The sequence below is a fragment of the Alcaligenes sp. 1735tsa3 genome (assembly GCF_024134565.1).
Classification (GTDB): Bacteria; Pseudomonadota; Gammaproteobacteria; order Burkholderiales; family Burkholderiaceae_B; genus Alcaligenes; species Alcaligenes phenolicus.
Genome location: NZ_CP099862.1, coordinates 3,771,903 through 3,790,799 on the forward strand (window position 1 = coordinate 3,771,903; position 18,897 = coordinate 3,790,799).

Here is an 18,897-nt window from a genome sequence, read left to right on the forward strand (position 1 = left end):
CGTAAGACGATTCCGGGACGTGTCGCGAGAAGCTCTATCGACAGGGTTTCTAGGATCAGATGACTTGGAAGACAAACTGCGTAGGCGTGGCGACATTGCTTGAGTTTCCCGACTTAAGACTGGAGGGATTTCGTATCCATATCTACAAGACTGGTTCTGGCGAGAAATCAATCATGCCTATTTTGTTACTTTATGTAATTACGCCTGCCTTACCAGAGCAATACCACCCGCCAACTCTTGCACCCGTATGCCGGACATGGCGCGCAGCATATCCAGGGCCAAATCCATATCGCTGATGGACAAGCTCAAGTACACCGGGCGGCTCTTCAAACTATCGCTGTAAATCACGATTTTTCCGGGCCGATAACGGTTCAATTCTTCCACTACATCGGCCAGGGGCTGACCTTCAAAAGCCAGATAACCACGTCGCCAGGAACTGACCTGGTCCAGGTTAGGGCGCTGCACCGCATGGATGCGCTCATAGTCGTAAACCGTTTGCTGGCCCGCCTGCAAAGTAACGGTTTGATTCGCCTGCACCTGGACCTGCCCTTGCAGGCACGTCACCGTTACGTTCTTCCCCGTGTAGCGCACGTTGAACTGCGCCTGTTGTGCTTGCATACGTCCTGGCCCAGCCTGGACGTGGAGGTGGCTGGCCGCTCCATCCAGCACCCGGATTTCGACTTCACCTTCAACAAGCTCAATACCTGCTCCCTGGGCGGTATCACGGCGGTTGATGCAAGTTTGCGTGTTCATCTGAATGGCAACGGCCTGTCCCAGTTGAATCTCGCGCTGCTCGCCCACCCCTGTTCGAAAATCCGATGTCAATTCCGTGAACGATGGCCACAAGCCCCAGGGCGGATGTACCACTCCCACCACCGCCAGGGCCGAGGCTGCAAAAGCTCCCCCCATGAAGGCGCGCCGGGCCGTAAATACGGGTGGGGCAGCGGGAGCTTTCCATTCCGGCAACAAGTCTCTGGCGGCCTGCAAGCCCGGCGTTACCGTGTCCATCGTTACCGTCAGCTCCTGCCAGGCCACACGATGTTCGGGACTTTGCTCCAGCCATTGCTGAAAGCTCTGCGCATCGGACTGCCGGGCACTGCCCGAATGCAGCCGCACCCACCATTGATTGGCTTGGGTACGCACGGCGTCAGACGGGGAGGAGGACGAAGGACTCATGGGGCAAAACTTAAGCGTCGGTAAGGCTGTCAGAGACGCTGACACCCACAGCATCATTGAATTGTTCCGCGCAACGCAGTCGCAGATAGTCCAGCGCGCGCATCATTTCCTTGTTCACCAGGGAAACCGAAATATTGTACTGTTTGGCGATCTGGGCATAGGTCAGACCATCTACCCGCGAAGCCATCAAAATCGTGCGCTGACGAATAGGCATGTCCTGCAGCACAGCCAGCAATTGCGCCGTCGTGATGCGCGCCCAGGCACAACGCTGGGTATCGTAGGTGTCATCGGCAATATGGCTCAAGGCGTCCAGATCCATGGCAGTCAGCAAGCTGTTGCGCTGTTTGTAGGAATCAATGGCGATATGGGTGGCCATGCGCAGCAAGTAGGCTTCGTCATTGTTCACCGATACTCCATTGCCTACCCCCCCTATCCGTATCCAGGTTTCCTGCAAGGCATCCGCCGCATCTTCACGCGAACCTATCGTGCGCTCCAGCCGCCGACGCAAATGCGTGTAACGGGCGATCAGACTTTGGCGCAAACGACTACGCAGAGCTTCGGACATGATCTACTTCCCGGCCTGCACAGGGCAGTCGTCACGCACATGGCCCGAAACGGGGGCCAGCAACAGGACCAAGGGTTGCGGCAGACTGGCATCCGGGGCCACGCCCATTGCCAGTGAGTCCAGCACCTGACTGATCGCCTGATCGCGGCTGGCCTGCCCGGTCGAGCCCAACAGGTGCACGCGTTCCACCTGCCCCTGCGGGTTCAGCCACAGCTGCATGGCCAGCCGGTACGCGCCGGGACGGGTCTGGGGCGATCGGCACAAGGCATTACGCACAGTCTGCTGGACTCGGGTGACATAGGCACTGTAATCATGGGCACCATCACGCACGCCCGAGATGTGATTCAGATTCAAGGGGCGCTGGCCGGTGGCCACTTTGCCCGGCCTGCTATCGGGCAAGCGGATCACAATCGAGCGGTTATCCACGTAATAGGCTTGCAAGCCCGAACCATGCAGCAAGGAGGACAGGGCTTGCTTGCGCGTCATTTCGCCGCGCACGGCTGGCATGGGTCGCTGCGGATCGGCACCGTCCAGCAGCACAGAGAGATCAGAACGTTGACCATACGCTTTCAAGGCCTGAGCCAAAGGCTGAGCCTGAATGTCGAAAGACAAACGTTCGGAAGAATTTAGCAGGGTGTCAGCATCAGACCGGGCAACTGCGAGACTTGCACAGGCAAATAACAAGAAAGCGCCGAGTAACACCGCCACACTGATCGCCACCTGAGTCATGGTCATGCGCACGTTAATAGGTCTAGCCGCGGCGTCGGACAGTGAAACGAAAAGGGGTGAGGCGAGGCGATTGTAGAAGTCCCCAATGACAACATAGTGACAGTTCCCGCCCGCTTTACGTGCCAAGCCACCTTAGCGCAGCACCAGCCAGGGCGTAGAGCCCTGCAGGTGTTCACGCATCTGTTCCAGGCTGCGCTCCAGCGCCTGAGCATCCTGGCGGTACAGATGAATCAAGGAAATCAGCGGCGAGCGGGTATCAATCAAATATTGATTCGCCCCGTTCAAGGCAGGCACACACAGCACAGGCCGGTCGGCCAGCAAGCGCCAGCGAAAGGTCAGGTCGCGCGTTTCTTTCAGGTTGAAATGCCAGTGGCGCGAGACCTGCGCACGGCGTATCAAATTCTGGCTGACACCGACTGAGTGCAGGGTCTGGTGGCTGGGGATCAGGTCTGGATGAGGCAGGCAGTGGCGCAATAAATACGCGCACACTGCCGCCAGAGGGGAGGCATGGTAGATGGAGATGGAAGAAGTTCTGGCACTGAACCACGGCGTGGCTTCATGCTGCTTTTCCCAATGCGTACTGCTGATCCGCCACAATCGCATGCCATTCTCCTTCACCCGCCCTGCCCCTGGGCCTGCTGCCCGCTGCCTGCTGCCTGCTGCCTGCTGCCTGCAACATTTTTCCCGGTACAAACAGCCAGCATCACCCCCAGGGTTCAAGACTATGGGGTCTGCTGCAACAACTGACTCAACACCTTGCCATCCACGCTTACCGTATCGGCATCCAGCATGCCAGCCACATAGGCCTGCGTTGCTTCCTGCTGTCGCTGACGACGCAAGGCATCACGTAGCGCCGGCTTTACTTCCTCCAGCGAACGCACGCTGGCCGGGCGCAGATCAGTCAACTGCAGAATATGCACACCATCGGCCTGCACAATCGGATCACTCAGTTGGCCCGGTTCCAGCTTGGCAACCGTGGCACGCATGGCAGGCACCAACTGGCTCATCGGTAAAAAGCCATTGTCGCCACCCCGCTCGGCACTGATTTTCTCGTCCGAATGCTCTTTGGCCAGTGCCGCAAAATCCGCCTTGCCTTCGCGCATTTGCTTGACCCAGGCATCGGCCCGTTTCTTCGCTTGCGCCAAAGCCTGTTCGTCCTTGTCCGGCACGCTTAAAAAGATCTGGCTCAAGCGATACATGGCCGGCAACTGGAACTGATCCTGATTGGCCTGATAAGCCGTTTGCAGATCCTGCTCGGACGGGTAATCCGCTGCAGGTTCAGACACGGATTGCAGATAGCTGCGCAGGATCACCTGATTCTGCGCTTCTTCAATGGCACTGCGTATCTCGGCCTTCTTGTCCCATTCCTGAGCCTTGGCCTGCTCTACCACGGCTTTCTCGGCCAGGCGGCTGCGTAGCCACTGCTCCAGCACCACGCGATCATTGCGCATGGCTTCACGCTGGGCAGCGGGCAAAACCTGCAGGAACTGCTGTAGCTCGTCCTGGCTGACCACCACCTGTCCCAGCGTGGCGACCGCCGGCGTCGCAGCACTGCTTTTTGCCCTCGATGCCGGAGCGCTGCTTTGTTGCCCGGCAGCTTGCGGCTGCTGGGCTTGAGCATCGCCACTTTTCCCACAACCCACCAACAGGGCCGACAGGCTCAGAGCCAGCACACTTTGCAGCAGAAATTTGGGGTGTGTCATCGTGCTCACCTGATTCAAGCTTGTGCCGCTTCAGTTTGTTCAGCGTCGACAGGCGCAGTAGTCTCTTGGGCTACTTCTGGCTGAACAGCAACCGCTTCACCCTGGTCGGCACTCTGGGCTTCATTATTCGCCGCCGCATGCTGACGCAAAAACAGCAGGAATTCCTGCAACAAGCGGTCCCACAATTCAGCGGTAGCTTGCAGGTAGCTTGGTGCAACGCCACCGGCCACAATCACATCCATTTCCAGCACCAGAAACTCGCCTTGTACCGCCAGGCGAGCAAAACGCTTGCCAATATTCCAGGCCGATTCAATACCGGCAGGCATCTCGCCTTGAACGCGCAAAGCGCAGCTCAAGGTGTAGTCCAGTGCCTGGTCCGCCTCATGCGCAGGATTACCCAGGCGCAACGCAAAACCAATGCCTTGCGAAGCCGACAAAAGCTGGCGATTACCAACCTGCTCGGACTCGGTCACGCGATAGCCCATCTGTTGCAACAACTCCTGCAATTGCTTCAAGGAGACGGATTGGATGGTTTGAGAGTCAGTCATACATATTCCTTGTGGGTATCAATCAATAAGGCTCAGGGCGCGACGGGCGGCTGTTCCGACGACGTGGCACCGGGCGTGTACAAGCCGTCGTAAAGCTTGTCGCCCAGCGCCTGAGCGTGTTCGTCAAACTTCACCCGTGCCGAACCGGCCAGCGGCTGCCGGATCTTGAGCAAATCGCCCGTGCTGAACTGTTCGTAAGCCGCCAGGATTTCTTTCCCGGCTGCATACAGTTCCTTGTTTTTTGCTGTACACAGCGCCAATTCCTCTTCGCGCTGAGCCAGACTGGTGGCCAGGCTGGCACGTTGCGTTTCAGTGGCACGAGCTTGCACCTGCAAGGTTTCAAACTCGTTACGCGCACGGCCTAATTGCGATTGCGCTGCCGCCACTTGCTGACGCGCAGAGGTCTTGATGCCCTCCTGCTCGTCTTGCAAGCTTTGCGCCTGCTTGCTGGCCTTGTCCAAACGGGCCTTGAGCTGTTCGACCTCCTTGCGGGCCGCATCACGTTCGGTTTCTGCGGCCGTCTTGGCAGCCGTCAGCTGCGCTTGCTGGCTTTGCAACTGCTGCAATTGCTGCGTGCTGGAGCGCAACTGCGTGCGCAGCCGCTCCTCCATATCCGATTTTTGTGCCATGGCTGGGCCAGCCCATTGGCCCAGGCCCGCCAGCAACAGCGCACACAGCGTCATGGCAAACGGCTTGCGTCCACTTGCGCGGCCACGCTGATTCCAGGATGAATTCAATATCTTCATGGCTTAGAACCTGGCGTTAAGTTCAAGCTGGATGATGTCGATAGACAGCGGTGCGCCATAGACTTCCTTGGAGCTGCTCCAGCGCAGATGGCCGGTTACGTTCTTCTCGAAGGCATAACCTGCACCCAGGAAGTAGCCACGTGCATTGGTGCCACCCAAGTGGAAGGAAGAATCGTTATAGCCATCGGGCATGGCATCCGGTTCGATGTACTTGTAGCCCGCAAAAGCCAGCCAATCGCCCTTGTCCTTCAAGCCCAGGCTGCTGCCCAAGGTCGCTTGAACCATCCAGGCATTGCCGCCGCTTTCGATACCAATCGGGTTACCGGAAGCATCGTAAGTACCGTTGGAGGCGATGTTGTGCAGACCACCAGCACGATCCGCCATCTTGTTGCTGTCGTAAGCCAGGTTACGCACGTAATTACCGGCCAAACGCAGGTTCAAGCCATTCATGACTTCGGTATCCCAGCGCATGTTCACGTCCAGCAAGTTGAACTTGGAGGCCAGGCCCACGTATTGCCATTCGTTCCAGTTCTTGGGATCTGCCGACCACTGACGGATGTCACGCAAGAGGAAGACGGTATTGCCCTTTTGCATGAAGGCCGGACGCGACCAGTCTGTGTCACACACATCGCTGGACGAGTACAAAGTACACGCGCTGGAGCGCTGGCCGGCGATATTGTCAAAGTGGTAGTACGCTACGCTGCCGCGCAGATTGTTGCGCTGGTTGATCTTCCATTCAGCACCGATCTGCGCACCCAGCAGCCATTTGTTTTCGCTGGAGCCTTCGGAGAGGCTGTTGCGATCCCATGGCGTGTTGGCGTACTCCAGCGCGTAAGCACCCAGATTGCCAAAGACGGTCACTGGACGATCCGACATCGCGTGCTTGAAGGCAGCAGAAATCCCATCGACATTCAAGTCAGACGACCACAGCAGATCCGTGGAGTCAAAGGGGCTGGAGGCACGGCCCGCCACAATGGTGGCCCAATCGGTAGGACGGTAAGACAAGTAGGCCTGATCCAGCCACAGGTGTTTCTTGCCCATGCCGTTGCCCAACGTATCGGAAGTGGACACCGGATTGTCATCGCTGCCCGTGGCCAGGCGGATACCGGCCTCCCAACGCTCGGACAGCGTCGCTTTCACACCCAGACGAGCACGGATACGCCACAGGTTGCGGCGATCCTGGCGACTGTTCAGATAAGGAATCTTCAAACCATAGGGCTTGTTTTCGACCACGGTAGGAATGGGGCCGTTGTCGTTCCACTTCGCAAAGTTGATCAACTCGTTACTGTTCGCGCCATCCATCAGGCGCGACTCGTTACGCACGCGTACATCGCCTTCAACCGTGATGCGCGACACCCAGTCCGGGAAGGTGTTGGGCTGGGCCCAGTTCTCGGCCTTGGCTTGCGACATCACTTCATTCTTCACTTCTTCGCGGATCTGCTCACGCACAGTCTCCGGGATGTACGTGACACGCACATCCCCTGGCCGGGCCTGGGCGGCACCTGCTGCACCAATATCGGCTTTACGAGCCTGGGCCGCTTCCGCCTCGGCCTGAGCCACCAGGGCATCGGCCTGAGCCTGGGGCAAGACGCCTTGCTGCACCAGCAGACGAATCAGGTTAACGGTGGCGTTCTGGGATGGCGCCTGAGCCAGCACAGGGCCAGCGGTGCAGGTCAAGGCCAGCGCCACCGCGCAAGCCAGCCGACTAGGATGGGTTTTCATGAAAAGCGCACTCCAAATCATTCGGTCAAAAAAGGCAGACAATCAACTGGGCCTACGACCCGTTACCTGGGCTCGGATAGGCATGCTTACCGACGCCGGTGGCCGCTCGCTCAAGCGCCCGACTTCACGCAAGGCAGCTACCAAGGCCTCATCAATCTCGGTATCGCCCGAGGACTGCGCCAGGGCGACACGGGTAATGGACCCGTCTTCGGTCAACCACAACTGCACCTGAACGCGGTAGACCAAGTTGCGGGTGCGGCTGTCCTCACGCAGGATTTTTTGCAGCGCATAGGCTAGGTACTGGCTGTAGGTGGCATTGCCTGCACGGCCACCGCCACTGCCGCCCATGCCTCGTCCCTGTCCGGCACTGATGTTGAAACTGTCAGTACCGGCCTGGGCGTCGCTGTCCATCTGCATCGGGTCTGACAAATCGTCCGATGGCGTAGGTGGCGCTTCATCCTGCGGTTGGGGCTCTTCAACCGGCGTAGGCTCGGGTTCAGGCTCCGGCTCGACCACTTCCTCTTCTTTGGGCTCTTCAGGCTCCGGTGGCGGCTCGGGTTCGGGCGGCGGAGGAGGCGGTGGCGGCAAAGGAATCAACATGGGCTCTTTGGGCACCTGGCGCTTGATCCCTGCCATGTCGTTGGCCCATTTCCAGACCCACCAGCCCAGCAGCGCCACCAGCACCACAACCAGCACCCTGATGGCCAGCCGACGCCAGCGTGCGCCTTGGTTGGCTTGCGGTTTGGATGAGTTTGGCAACATCGTTAGAACACCAATTAACTTACTGAGGTTTGCCGGTCACCAGACCGACCTGGGACAGTTCCAAGCGCCGCAACACATCCAGCACTTCCACCACTTTCTGGTACTGCACAATGCTGTCGCCGCGCACAATGACCGGGAAATCCGGGTTCAGGGCTTTCTCGGTACGCAAGCGGTCTTCCAGCTCGGGCAGGGTCACCGGATAGGCATCCAGAAACACCTGGCCCGCTTCGTTCACGGAGATGGCTTTGGTTTTGGGTTGAACCAGGGACACGGTGGAACTGGCCTTGGGCAAATTCACCTGAATGCCGGAAATTTGTGCGGTGGCGGTCAGGATGAACATGACCAGCACCACCATCAGCACATCAACCAGCGGGGTAATGTTGATGCCGTCAACGGCTGCGCCGTCATCGTCGTCGTCTCGTAGGGCTGCCATGTCCGTTCCTTATGCCGAGCCAGCAGCCTGGGCGTGGGCCAGATCAAGGTCAGCGCCTTGAGCCAATGCCGCCTCGTGCTTGTCGTGTTTGGTTTTGCCGGGCGCGCTGTTCTGGCCATGGATTTCAGCCAGGCGAGTCACAAACTCGTCCACAAACACACGCATATCCGCGCTGACGTCTTTATTGCGGCCAATCAGGCGGTTGTAGCCAAACAGGGCCGGAATCGCGACGAACAGACCCATTGCAGTCGCCAGCAAGGCAGCAGCCATACCGGGAGCAATTGCATTGATGTTCACATCACCTGCCATCGCGGTTCCCAGGAACACCACCATGATCCCCAGCACCGTGCCAAGTAGACCGATATAAGGGCCACCGGCAATCGCGTTGGACAAAATGCCCAGACGTGCACCCAGTGCCTGATTTTCCTGTGTGCGAACACCGTCCATGGAAGCGCGGATGGCTTCGATGGTGTTGGGAGACAAGGCCTTCATGCCTTGGGCCTGACGGTTGTGCAGCTCTTTCACCCCCATGCGGTACAGGCGCCACAAAGAGGAATGAGCAAAGTTCTGTTCAGCCTTGGCGTCGGTCTGTACCGCATCCAGCTTGCCGCCGGACTCACCAAATGCAGCACGGAACTGACGGTTGGCTTCTTGTACAAGGCCCACCTGACGGCTCTTGCGGTACATGATGACCCAGGACTGGAACATCATGAATACCAGCACGGCGATCACAATCCAGGCGTCCATCGGGACGGCTTTCAGCAGAAAGCCCAGAGCACCGAAACCGAAGCCGGACTGCTCTTCATCCGCACCGTACGCAATCAGGCGAGACTCGGCTCCTTGTGCCAGTGCATCGGCGTAAATCAGGGCAGCAGGTCGGGCAACCTTGGACAAGCGCAGCTCGTCAATCGCACCAACAAAGGGCGCATAGTTAGCGACTGGAGCGGTGACAGGCGCTGTGGCCTCGGCACCGGCAGAGGCAGTTGCACCGGGCGTGGCACCTTCAGCGCCAACTACTTCAGCCGCCACAGGAGCAGGCGCGGCCAGCAAGGTGCCGGGGACATCACCACCCAAAGCGGCAACCGTGTTCAGTGGTGGCAGGCTGGCATTCAGGGAAGCCGTGGCACGGCCCTGGACGTACAGAATCACTTGGCTGCCATCGGCTGTCACGGCCAGGTGCTGCCAGGTGCTGGGCGACAAGGGGGCACCGGCAGGACTGCGTTGGCCATTGATCTCAACAAAGGGCACGCCCTGGTCCAGACCGATCAGAAAGCTGTTGGCACCATCACGACGGGCATAGACCAATTGCTGGCCTTGGGGCTGATCTGCACGCACCCAGGCGCTGAAAGAAAAAGCACCGGCTGCTGGCACGGCCAGGGAAGGACTGGCAGGCAGCATCAAGGGCGCTGTACCCACAAACTGGGCGGCACGTCCGGACACGCCGTCAATCACGCCCGCTGGGGCTGTTTGAGCGTGGTTGGTGTACGCCGTACTGTCACGCGAAGGCGCACCAGCGGCGCCATCAAAGTGGTAGACCAGGGTGTAGTTGGGATCAAAGATAATCTGGCCGTTGGAAGCCACCGGGGCTTTCTCGTTGCCGTAGTACATCCAGATATCCTGCTTCTGGCTGGCCATCACCTCAGGAATATCCACCCAGATCAGCGCCATGCCCATCAAGGGGTCAAAGCTCTCGATCTGGTGGTTCAGCACGGTCTGATCATCACCGGACACAAAGCGCAGGTCCGAGCCATTTTCATTGGTGCCATCAAAGGAAAAATTGCCGGTATGCAGACGCACCAGCAAGGGGGTGCGGCCTACGTTTTCGCTGATGGCCGCGCCTTCAGGCGTAGTATCAACAGAGATTTGCTTGCGGTACTGCCAGTCAGGCTGCCACCAGGCCTGCGCCACGGCGGGTAGCCAGCCCACCATCATGGCGAGCATCAAAAGAAGAAGGCGTTTCATGATCGAATTACTCCGGGAACAAAATCAGGCAGATTGTTCTGGCTAAGGGGGTCAGAAGGAGGCGCGCAGGCTGAAGTGCACACGCGGATCGTGTCGTTCGGTGTTGACGCCTTGCGTCAGGGGATAAGCCCAGTCGGCATGCAGGGACAGCCAGTCAAACATTTGCAGACGCGTACCGATGCCCACACTGGCCAGATGAAAGCTGGACTCCTGCTCAGGCAAGGGGTCACGCAAGCGCAAACGTGCAACGTCGCTGAAGGCGTAGAAGCGCCACTCGTTAACCGAGGGGCCAATCCAGCGGGCCAGCGAGGGGGTGCGCAGTTCGACGCTGGCCATCCAGCCATCGTCTGCACTGCGCTCAGCGGCCAGATAACCGCGCACGCTGGTCGCGCCACCGGCCGAAAATTGTTCGTTGGAAACCAGAGCGCCTGAACCAATCTGAAAGCCCACTCGGCCATAGGCCTGCCAGTCTTTGGCAAAAGTTTCGGTGTGGTTCAGATCGCCCTTGAACACCATGAAACTGGGGCTGGCCATCCAGCGCTTGTAGTCGAACTCTTCCCATTCGCTGTTCAGGCCAAACAGGCTGCGGCTGGCGCCCGTCAAGGTCAGGCCGACACTGGTTTGCGAGTCTTCGGTATAGCGGTAGCCGTTGTAGGCCAACGTGAAGGGCAGATACGTCAGCGGCACGCGGTCACTGATCTCACCAAAACGGGTTTGCTCTTCAAAATCCTTGTAGTCCATGCCAATCGAGGCGGTGTGATACCAGGAGCCGGACTGCGGAAAGGTGTAGGTGGCATGAATGCCGTAGGACTGGCCCTTGCCCAGCACATTGGTGCCGCCAACAGTCGAGACATCGCTGTCAGACTTGTAGCCAGAGAACGCCAGGCTCCAGCGCGGGGACAAAGGCATGGTGTAGGCCGCCGACCAGACCTTGGCATCCTGCATATCACGCGGAGCCGTGAAGTAGGTCAGGGAGAAGGTATGGCCGCTTTGCCAAAGATTGTCGTGGCCAAGGGTGACCATGCCGCGCAGCTTGCTGGTGTCGGCGCTGTAATCATTGTTCAAGCCCACACTGGCACTCCAGGGGCTTTTGTCGTCAACGCGCAGATCCACGTCCATGGTGCCGGGCACACGCCCCTCTTTCACCATGGGCATGACCTGGCGACTGGCGCCGCGATTGAGCTCCGCCAGTTCCGCCTGCGCCTTGCTGAAATCCGGCACCTGACCTTCTTGCAAGGACGGCACGCCGTCACGAATGGCCAGCGGCGAATAATGTTCAGCACCGACCACGCGCACACGGCCTACCTTGGTTTCCGTGACCTGGAAAAACACCACGCCATCGGCCACGGCCTGCTCGGGCAGGTCCACGTAAACCGACTGATAGCCCTGCGCGTTATAGACTTCCTGCAAGGCGTCGCGCGCTTTTTCAATATCCTCAAGGCTGCGCTCGGGGCCTAAAAAGGGGTAGACCGCTTTTTCAATGCTGCGGGCATCCAGCACGGTATTGCCACGCACAATGTATTCATTGATGTTGACCTTGCCCTGAGCCTGCGCAAAGGCACTATGAGGCAGCAACAAAGCCAGCGCCATCACTGGCGCAGCACAAAAGGGGTGGCCCCTCCACCCGGACAAACGGACGTTGCGCCCTGAAATTTCTGCTGGCATCACGATGCTTCCGATCCTCAATCTGATGAGCGCTGTGTCGGTGTGCCCCTGCTGGGACGACACGCCGCGCGACTCGTTGACATCTAGACGCAGCAGAAATCGAAAACTTTCGTTTGTAACAAAAACTTCATAATTCTTTCTGGACTGCGGGGGCCAAACAGGAAGACTCGTCCCCAACGGCACGATGTGCCTGCCCCCATGACAGCGGCAAAATACGCCGCCTTTGTCATGAAAACTTCACCCAGAAAAGTGAAGGCTTGCGCTAGGGTGTGTGGAACCCGAACGCCGTTATGGTGTGACTTCTTTTTATTGGCACCACCCTATGCGCCCTCTCCTTTTGTTCTTATTGTTTTTGGTTCAGGCAGGCAGCATGGCCCAGGAAAACGCGCAGACTGAAGGCGCAAAAAGGCCCCCGTCCGATGTGTCTCCCGGCTGTGTCAGTGTAGTAGTGGATGGACAGGCGGCCCTGTCCTACGATTGCTTGAGCCAGCAAATGCAGCCCAAAGCAGGCCCAACACCCGGCGCGCTAGGACTAGGGTCTGAAGCCATCATCCAGAAAGGCCCGAATGCAATGGGTTTGGTCAATCCGGCAACAAGCAGCAATCGCATGGGCTCGAACTTCGGGACCTCGGCTTATCCGCAACGACCGCCACGGCCATCAGCGCCTTCGCCTTTTGCGCCGCCGAATCCCTGAGAAAGCAGCCGGCCCCAAGCAAACCTGTTTGAATATAAAAAAGCCCCACACAAATCGGTCCCCTGTCCGATTTGTGTGGGGCTTCTGCTAGCGCTGACTGACTCCAGCCCCTCTGGTAAAAAAGCCTGAGATGATGTGTTTTTTCTAACTGCGCTGATACTGCAAACAACGCCCCTTGTAAGACACCTCCTTGCCTTCGGGCATCAAAATGGGGTGATCGCGCAAGCAGACCTGTCGTACCAGCTCAAAACCGTAGCGCGACATTTCCTGAGTAAATTTGTTGCGATGCCCCCGGTCCGGGTCTACCACCCAGACTTCGGCCTGTTTCTTCGCACGCTGGTCTACCAGTTGGGCTAATTGGGCGGGCGTATTCCCTTCATACAACAGGTCACTGCCCACGATCAGGTCATAACGCTGCCGGGCGGGTTTCAGCCCCAAAGAAGCCAATAAATCAGGGCAAGATTGCTCCCCCCACTGGGCATGGACATACGGCAGATCGGACAAGCCATTCAAAGCCTGATTCAGCTTCAGGAAATGCGGCACCATGGGATGGCAATCGCTGGCGTGGATTTGCGCGCCACGTTTATGCATCACCAGACTGGTCAGGCCCAATCCGCAGCCCAGTTCCAGAATGCTTTCATCCGCCCGAATGGGACGATTTTTCAATTTGCGCGCCAGCTGGATGCTGGACGGCCACACCAGGCCGAACAAGGGCCAGACAGCCGGGCCTATGCCCAGAGACTGTGCATGTCCCAACGGGTCAGCATATTGCATGTGATCGGCCAAGGAACGAATACGTAACGATTCTCTGGGCGAGATTCGTATATGCTGGAGACGGGTTTTTAACTTGGCGGGCGTGGATGAGGTCGAGCCATATAAGTCTGACATAGACTGATGATCGTCCATATCCACACAAAAAGCGAATTTTGGCTTATTTTGCTGTGGTTTAAACTATAGATAGCCGAATTTAAACGAATTTTCGCCTAACACCATTGATAAGGACCGCTATTGTTCAAAGACCTGATTAAAGACCTTGACGACCATTCCATCGTGGAACCTGACATTTTTCTGGACGTACCCTTCGTCCCCAGCGACGACCGCGTCATCGACACCATGCTTCAACTGGCTCAAACCGGGCGCAAGGACGTCTTGTATGACCTGGGCTGTGGCGATGGGCGCATTGTTATTGCGGCCGCCAAAAAGTACCACTGCACCAGCATAGGCGTCGAACTGGACCCGCTGCGCGTTGCCGATGCCATGGAGCAAGCCGGCCATGCCGGCGTGGAGTATCTGGTGGACTTTGTGGAAGAGGATCTGTTTACCGCAGACTTCAGCCAGGCCACCATCGTGACGCTGTACTTGATGGACACCATCAATGCCATCCTGCGCCCACGCTTGTTGCAGGAGCTGCGACCCGGTGCGCGCATTGTGTCGCACGCCTTTGATATGGGAGACTGGGAAGCCGACGAGATCCTGCATGTAGGCGGCATCAAAATCTACAAATGGATTGTGCCCGCGCAGGTGGCAGGCGAATGGGAATGGGAAGGTCTGGACGGGACGGACTATCGCTTGCAGCTCAAGCAGCGTTATCAGGATATCAGCGGGAAAATCTGGATGAATGGCAAGCCCGCTCGGCTGACTGATCTTTATCTGTCCGGCGATTGTCTGGAACTAAGTGCACAGGCCGACGACTCCTCGCCCGTAATCAGCTCCCATCTGTACTTCGACCACCAGGAGCTGCTGTCCGTGGAAGAGGTGGAAGCAGAGGACTGATTCCACAAACCTCTGCTTCGCAATATCAAGCCCTGGCATCAGACCAGGGCTTTTGTTTTAGAACTGGTACTTCATCGTCAGCATTATCTTCTGCGGTGCACCGTAAAAGCCCTGAGAGTCTTCCGTCAGGTCTACATACTTTTTGTCGAACAGATTATTCACGTTCAACTGGGCCGACAAGCTAGGCGAGAAGCGGTAATGCGCCATCAAGTTGGCCAGCAAAATGGAACCTTGCTCGCGTCGTGCGCTAAGATTTGGCGCCACAGTTCTATCCACATAAACATGACTGCGCCATTGCACACCGCCGCCTACCGTCAACTTCCCTTCGGTACCCGGCACGATATAGGAAGTTTGCAAATGCGCCAGGTTCTGCGGTTCAGAAGTTTTAAAAGGACCACCCTCAGCATTGCGCACCAGATTACGTGCAAAGCCTGCGGACACCTGCCAGCCAGGTTGAATTTCACCCGAAGCCTGTAGCTCGAAGCCCTCGCTAGTCACGCCCTTGGCCCCCCGATAAGCAAAATCGCTGGAGCCAGGTACAGTCCTGTCACCGTCTTTTTCGGCCACATTGTCCTGCTCGATACGAAACAATGCCAGCGAAGTGTTGAGCTTGCCATCAAAGTGCTCGGATTTCAGACCCAGCTCATAACTCTTGCCCTGCACCGGGTCCAGAAAGCCGCCACTGGCATCACGATAGGTCTGGGGCTGAAAGATATCCGTGTAGCTGAGATAAGCCGTGAAGTTATCGTTGAAGTCGTACAGCAGGCCAGCGTACGGCGTGAATACATGATGGTTCATGGTGTCATTGCCGGACTCGCGCTTCCAATTGGTTTGTCGACCCCCCACAATCAGCTTCAGGGAATCGCTCAAGGACAGGCGCAGAGCGCCATAGACCGCATTCTGGCGCGTTTCCTGTTCGCCCAACGGCTGAAAACTCCCCCATACCGGCTCGGGATAGGAGCCGTCCCATTCAAAGACATTACCCACTGGCGTATTGCCTTGCGGAGCATGGTTGCCATAACGGTAGTTGGACTTGCTGCCCATCACTCCCACAAAAGCCTCATGCTCCTGGCCGAAGGCATTAAATGGCCCGCTCAGTTCCAGCGAGGCGCTGTTCTGATCGAACTCCTGATGCGAGTTGTTCAGCAAGGACGTCATGCCCAAGCCGGTGACAGGATCAGGGTGGCCCATCAAATACACCAGCTTGGAGTCGTACTCGCTCTCCAGACGGCTGACATTGGCTTTCAAGGACCAGCCATTGGAAAAGCGATGGTCTATGCCCGCGTAGAAGGTATTGCTAGTCGTATCCCAGCGTGTCCAATCTGCACCGACACTGAAAGAGCGACGCCAATCCAGATCCCCGCCCTTGTTATCCAGCGTAGGCAGACCGCCCCAGGTCACGCCCGTCGGACGTTTGGCCTGATGCTCTACTCCAACCCGCACAGTCGTGTCAGGCGTCAGATCCGCTTCCGCAGTCGCTAACCAGGCACGATTGCGCGTGTGGTAACGGTCGATATACGAGTCGCGCTCCTCCATCATCCCTGCCACGCGGGCACGCACGGTACCGTCCTTGTTCAAGGGCGTAGATAGATCAATCGTGCCCCGGTGATGATCCCAAGAGCCTATGCCAACAGAGGCGGTGCCGGTAAACACATCGCTGGTCGCGCGTTTGCGCACGATATTCACCGAAGCCCCAGGATTGCCCGCCCCCGTCATCAAGCCGGTAGCACCACGCACTATCTCGATGCGGTCGTACAGAATGGGATCAAAGTTGGAAGTTCCGAAGAAATCATTCTGTGTGGCAATAGACACCCCATCGTATTGGTAAGTGTCGATATAGAAACCACGCGAATGAATATCGGTGCGGTCAATATCCGACATGGACGTTGCAATCCCCGTGACGGTCTTAAAGCTCTCGCCCAGCGTAGTCAAATTCATATCTTCCATCTGCTGGCGTGTAATCACACTGACGGACTGCGGGGTCTCGCGTGGTGACAGACGCAAACCTGTTGCCGCCGTGGTCGCCTGAACGGCATAGGAGCCCGAGCCTTCAGTAGACAGATCACGCCCCACCACACGAACCGGAGCCAGCTGCGTCGTCTCGCCCTGCACCGGGCGGGTCAGGGACACATTCTTGCCCTTACGTCGAAATTCCAGACCCGTGCCTGCCAGCAAGCGACTTAAGGCCTGATCTGCCGTGAGACTGCCGGACACAGGGGGAGCCGCAATCCCTTTAACCGCGTCAGGCAGATAGAAAATCTGCAACCCGGCCTGTGCACCTAGCTTTTCCAGCGCGGCCTCCAAGGGTTGTGCGGCAATGCTGATCGCCACCGGCGTTTCCTGCGCCCAGGCATGGGGTGCGTACAGACCAATAGCCAGAAAAAGGGAAAGTGCGAGGGCGTTAAGACCAATCGATGTCGTACCCCGACGCGCGGCGGCGGGTATTGCTTGCGTGTCCAGCATGAACAGAGTTCCAAAAAATAAGTACGCGCATGGTGCGCAGACGCCCTTGGCCAAGGCTATGGGTTAGCCTGTTTCCGATCTGGAAAGCAGGCCCCCATAAGTAAGACGCCGTAGCGAAAAATTTTCCGGAATGATTCTCACTGCTCTTTTTGATACAAGATGTATCAATAGTGGTGCACGACTTGCTTGGCAACGGAACTCGACAGCACAGCATCGTTCGTCTTCGAATCGCTGTTCACCATTCGCACTTCACGGTTCGTGGCTTATTGCTTGCTGCCAAACGCAAAACGAGCCGTAACCTTAACGCGCCATCAACAAAGCGCTGCCATCCGCTTGTCGCACCACCCGTACTGGCGCGATGTCCGGCAGGATATCCAGTGCCGCTGCTGGTTCCTCAATACTCAATGTGCCCGAAATGCGCAACTTGGTGATCTGTGAGTCTGTCACCCGCAAGGGGTGTTCCAGATAGCGGCTCAGCTCCTGTGCCACCGTCGTCAAAGGCACATCACGGAACACGATGCGCCCCTCTTGCCAGGCCATAATCGCTTCCACACGCTCCTGAGCTAAAGGCATCACCTTGTTGTTTACCGCGCTGGATACCTGCCCAGCCGATAACATCGCCCGGTCCCGGCGCCACCACGGGCCTGTGGAAAGCTGCACCGAGCCCTCGCGCACAGCCACGGCGACACTCTCCGCCTCTCGACGCACATTGAACTGCGTCCCGGTAACCAGCACCTGAGCCTGACCCGCGTCTACGGAAAAGGGGCGATTCTTGTCGGACTGCACCGCAAACAAGGCCTCGCCCCGCAGCAGCTCCACGTTTCGGCGCGACGCGTAAAACGCGATGTTCACCTCCGTGTCCGTATTCAAATCCAGACGCGAACCATCCGGCAATTCAAGCTGCTTGCGCTCGCCGCGTGCGGTCAACAGGCGCTGGGTAAACACAGGTGTCTCGGCCCACATCGAACGACTGAACCAGGCCCCGGCAGCCACCGTGGCAAACGTCGCCCCTGTACCCAACACCCAGCGTCGACGCGCAAAGTTGGGCACCTCTTGCGCCGGACGATTCATGATCTCCCGCATCTCGTCCATGGGCAGATGGTCCGCCACCTGCCAGACCTGCTGCAAGGAACGGTACTCCCGCTCATTGGCCGGATCCTGCGCCAACCACGCATCCCGCTCACGCTGCTCCTGCGGCGTCAGCTCACCGAGCTGCTCTCTGGAGAACCAGTCCAGCGCTTGCTCTTGGGGCAGATAAGAGGGGGGGTGCTTGTCGTTTTTAGGCATGGCTCGCGTCGCCAGGGACACAGGGCACAAAACCGTGCCCTTCACTGATAAGACGTTTACGCATAAGGAAATCCGGAATCAATGAGGGGCATAGTTTTGTAACTTTTTCTGAAGATGCCGCAATGCCCGCTTCATGTATTTTTCCACCGAGCTGGGCGTCAGATCCAGCTTCTCTGCAATTTCCTTTTGCGTATAGCCCTCTATTTTGTTCCACAAAAACACTTGCTGGCACTTCAAGGGCAGCTCCTGCAAGGCATCTCGCAACGCCTGGCTAAGCTGCTCCATGCGCAGATCACTTTCCGGGCCAAGACATACCGGGTGCTCCTCCTCTCGCAAATCGTGTAGAGGCACCACGTCGTGGCGCGACTGACGGCGGATCTCACTGATCAGCTGGTTTTGCGCACTGCGATACATATAGGCTTTTTGATTCAGTGCCGCAGCATGTTCGCCGCGCAGCAAGCCTTCAATGGAGTCCTGCGCGGCATCTTCCGCGTCCTGCGGCAAAGAGCTGCGCTTGGCCCACGAGCCGATCAGCCCGCTGTAATGAGCGAGCCAGCCTTTCTTGGACGTGGGGCGGCGGGACATGGCAAATACAAGAGACGGATGTCGAATGAAGCGAGCATATTAACAATAATTCTCATTTAGATATAGAAAAGTCCCTGCAGTGTG

18 protein-coding genes are annotated in these 18,897 nt (G+C 57.8%); 2 read left to right on the forward strand and 16 right to left on the reverse strand.

What is annotated here, in order from left to right; all coding sequences use genetic code 11:
- Positions 1–198: 198 nt before the first annotated feature.
- The 12 genes from NIZ92_RS17410 to NIZ92_RS17465 form a co-directional block, all read right to left on the reverse strand.
- Positions 199–1,176 (reverse strand): FecR domain-containing protein, encoded by a 978-nt coding sequence (locus NIZ92_RS17410; RefSeq protein WP_179136476.1) that lies wholly within the window; start codon positions 1,174–1,176, stop codon positions 199–201.
- Positions 1,177–1,186: 10 nt separating this feature from the next.
- Positions 1,187–1,741 (reverse strand): RNA polymerase sigma factor, encoded by a 555-nt coding sequence (locus NIZ92_RS17415; RefSeq protein ID WP_009461859.1) that lies wholly within the window; start codon positions 1,739–1,741, stop codon positions 1,187–1,189.
- Positions 1,742–1,744: 3 nt separating this feature from the next.
- Positions 1,745–2,476 (reverse strand): STN domain-containing protein, encoded by a 732-nt coding sequence (locus NIZ92_RS17420; RefSeq protein ID WP_026483708.1) that lies wholly within the window; start codon positions 2,474–2,476, stop codon positions 1,745–1,747.
- A gap of 126 nt (positions 2,477–2,602) precedes the next feature.
- Entirely contained in the window at positions 2,603–3,073 is a 471-nt protein-coding gene (locus NIZ92_RS17425; RefSeq protein WP_254002340.1) for a hypothetical protein, read from the reverse strand.
- A gap of 119 nt (positions 3,074–3,192) precedes the next feature.
- Complete coding sequence (locus NIZ92_RS17430) at positions 3,193–4,173, reverse strand: peptidylprolyl isomerase (protein WP_254002341.1); 981 nt, start codon at positions 4,171–4,173, stop codon at positions 3,193–3,195.
- 14 nt (positions 4,174–4,187) lie between these two features.
- Positions 4,188–4,721, reverse strand: a complete 534-nt coding sequence (locus NIZ92_RS17435) for a YbjN domain-containing protein (protein WP_035270209.1) — start codon at positions 4,719–4,721, stop codon at positions 4,188–4,190.
- Between the two features lie 32 nt (positions 4,722–4,753).
- Entirely contained in the window at positions 4,754–5,467 is a 714-nt protein-coding gene (locus tag NIZ92_RS17440; protein WP_254002342.1) for a DNA repair protein, read from the reverse strand.
- Between the two features lie 3 nt (positions 5,468–5,470).
- Positions 5,471–7,189 (reverse strand): putative porin, encoded by a 1,719-nt coding sequence (locus tag NIZ92_RS17445; RefSeq protein WP_254002343.1) that lies wholly within the window; start codon positions 7,187–7,189, stop codon positions 5,471–5,473.
- A 42-nt stretch (positions 7,190–7,231) separates the two neighbouring features.
- Complete coding sequence (locus NIZ92_RS17450; protein WP_254002344.1) at positions 7,232–7,951, reverse strand: TonB family protein; 720 nt, start codon at positions 7,949–7,951, stop codon at positions 7,232–7,234.
- 19 nt (positions 7,952–7,970) lie between these two features.
- Positions 7,971–8,384, reverse strand: a complete 414-nt coding sequence (locus NIZ92_RS17455; RefSeq protein ID WP_009461843.1) for a biopolymer transporter ExbD — start codon at positions 8,382–8,384, stop codon at positions 7,971–7,973.
- Positions 8,385–8,393: 9 nt separating this feature from the next.
- The gene (locus NIZ92_RS17460) at positions 8,394–10,346 is read right to left on the reverse strand and encodes a DUF2341 domain-containing protein (RefSeq protein WP_254002345.1); all 1,953 of its coding nucleotides are present in this window, start codon (positions 10,344–10,346) and stop codon (positions 8,394–8,396) included.
- 51 nt (positions 10,347–10,397) lie between these two features.
- Positions 10,398–11,936 (reverse strand): ShlB/FhaC/HecB family hemolysin secretion/activation protein, encoded by a 1,539-nt coding sequence (locus NIZ92_RS17465; protein ID WP_254002346.1) that lies wholly within the window; start codon positions 11,934–11,936, stop codon positions 10,398–10,400.
- 445 nt (positions 11,937–12,381) lie between these two features.
- Between NIZ92_RS17465 and NIZ92_RS17470 the strand changes: the two genes are divergently transcribed.
- Positions 12,382–12,705 carry a hypothetical protein gene (locus NIZ92_RS17470; RefSeq protein ID WP_254002347.1) on the forward strand — a complete coding sequence of 108 codons (324 nt, stop codon included), beginning with the start codon at positions 12,382–12,384 and terminating at the stop codon, positions 12,703–12,705.
- A 144-nt stretch (positions 12,706–12,849) separates the two neighbouring features.
- On the opposite strand, the gene NIZ92_RS17475 is transcribed toward NIZ92_RS17470, so the two are convergent.
- Positions 12,850–13,479, reverse strand: a complete 630-nt coding sequence (locus NIZ92_RS17475; protein WP_254002348.1) for a methyltransferase — start codon at positions 13,477–13,479, stop codon at positions 12,850–12,852.
- Positions 13,480–13,713: 234 nt separating this feature from the next.
- Between NIZ92_RS17475 and NIZ92_RS17480 the strand changes: the two genes are divergently transcribed.
- Entirely contained in the window at positions 13,714–14,478 is a 765-nt protein-coding gene (locus tag NIZ92_RS17480; RefSeq protein ID WP_254002349.1) for a class I SAM-dependent methyltransferase, read from the forward strand.
- Positions 14,479–14,535: 57 nt separating this feature from the next.
- Here NIZ92_RS17480 and NIZ92_RS17485 read toward each other — a convergent pair whose 3' ends face one another.
- The 3 genes from NIZ92_RS17485 to NIZ92_RS17495 form a co-directional block, all read right to left on the reverse strand.
- Positions 14,536–16,941 carry a TonB-dependent siderophore receptor gene (locus NIZ92_RS17485; protein ID WP_083054802.1) on the reverse strand — a complete coding sequence of 802 codons (2,406 nt, stop codon included), beginning with the start codon at positions 16,939–16,941 and terminating at the stop codon, positions 14,536–14,538.
- A 300-nt stretch (positions 16,942–17,241) separates the two neighbouring features.
- The gene (locus NIZ92_RS17490; RefSeq protein WP_254002350.1) at positions 17,242–18,228 is read right to left on the reverse strand and encodes a FecR family protein; all 987 of its coding nucleotides are present in this window, start codon (positions 18,226–18,228) and stop codon (positions 17,242–17,244) included.
- Between the two features lie 78 nt (positions 18,229–18,306).
- Positions 18,307–18,813, reverse strand: a complete 507-nt coding sequence (locus NIZ92_RS17495) for an RNA polymerase sigma factor (RefSeq protein ID WP_254002351.1) — start codon at positions 18,811–18,813, stop codon at positions 18,307–18,309.
- Between the last annotated feature and the right edge of the window lie 84 nt (positions 18,814–18,897).

Coding starts and splice junctions, on each gene's coding strand:
- NIZ92_RS17445 (WP_254002343.1), bottom strand. CDS start 7,189: ATGAAAACCCATCCTAGTCGGCTGGCTTGCGCGGTGGCGCTGGCCTTG.
- NIZ92_RS17490 (WP_254002350.1), bottom strand. CDS start 18,228: ATGCCTAAAAACGACAAGCACCCCCCCTCTTATCTGCCCCAAGAGCAA.
- NIZ92_RS17430 (WP_254002341.1), bottom strand. CDS start 4,173: ATGACACACCCCAAATTTCTGCTGCAAAGTGTGCTGGCTCTGAGCCTG.
- NIZ92_RS17465 (WP_254002346.1), bottom strand. CDS start 11,936: ATGGCGCTGGCTTTGTTGCTGCCTCATAGTGCCTTTGCGCAGGCTCAG.
- NIZ92_RS17410 (WP_179136476.1), bottom strand. CDS start 1,176: ATGAGTCCTTCGTCCTCCTCCCCGTCTGACGCCGTGCGTACCCAAGCC.
- NIZ92_RS17485 (WP_083054802.1), bottom strand. CDS start 16,941: ATGCTGGACACGCAAGCAATACCCGCCGCCGCGCGTCGGGGTACGACA.
- NIZ92_RS17455 (WP_009461843.1), bottom strand. CDS start 8,384: ATGGCAGCCCTACGAGACGACGACGATGACGGCGCAGCCGTTGACGGC.
- NIZ92_RS17440 (WP_254002342.1), bottom strand. CDS start 5,467: ATGAAGATATTGAATTCATCCTGGAATCAGCGTGGCCGCGCAAGTGGA.
- NIZ92_RS17450 (WP_254002344.1), bottom strand. CDS start 7,951: ATGTTGCCAAACTCATCCAAACCGCAAGCCAACCAAGGCGCACGCTGG.
- NIZ92_RS17425 (WP_254002340.1), bottom strand. CDS start 3,073: ATGCGATTGTGGCGGATCAGCAGTACGCATTGGGAAAAGCAGCATGAA.
- NIZ92_RS17470 (WP_254002347.1), top strand. CDS start 12,382: ATGGCCCAGGAAAACGCGCAGACTGAAGGCGCAAAAAGGCCCCCGTCC.
- NIZ92_RS17435 (WP_035270209.1), bottom strand. CDS start 4,721: ATGACTGACTCTCAAACCATCCAATCCGTCTCCTTGAAGCAATTGCAG.
- NIZ92_RS17475 (WP_254002348.1), bottom strand. CDS start 13,479: ATGCAATATGCTGACCCGTTGGGACATGCACAGTCTCTGGGCATAGGC.
- NIZ92_RS17460 (WP_254002345.1), bottom strand. CDS start 10,346: ATGAAACGCCTTCTTCTTTTGATGCTCGCCATGATGGTGGGCTGGCTA.
- NIZ92_RS17495 (WP_254002351.1), bottom strand. CDS start 18,813: ATGTCCCGCCGCCCCACGTCCAAGAAAGGCTGGCTCGCTCATTACAGC.
- NIZ92_RS17420 (WP_026483708.1), bottom strand. CDS start 2,476: ATGACCATGACTCAGGTGGCGATCAGTGTGGCGGTGTTACTCGGCGCT.
- NIZ92_RS17415 (WP_009461859.1), bottom strand. CDS start 1,741: ATGTCCGAAGCTCTGCGTAGTCGTTTGCGCCAAAGTCTGATCGCCCGT.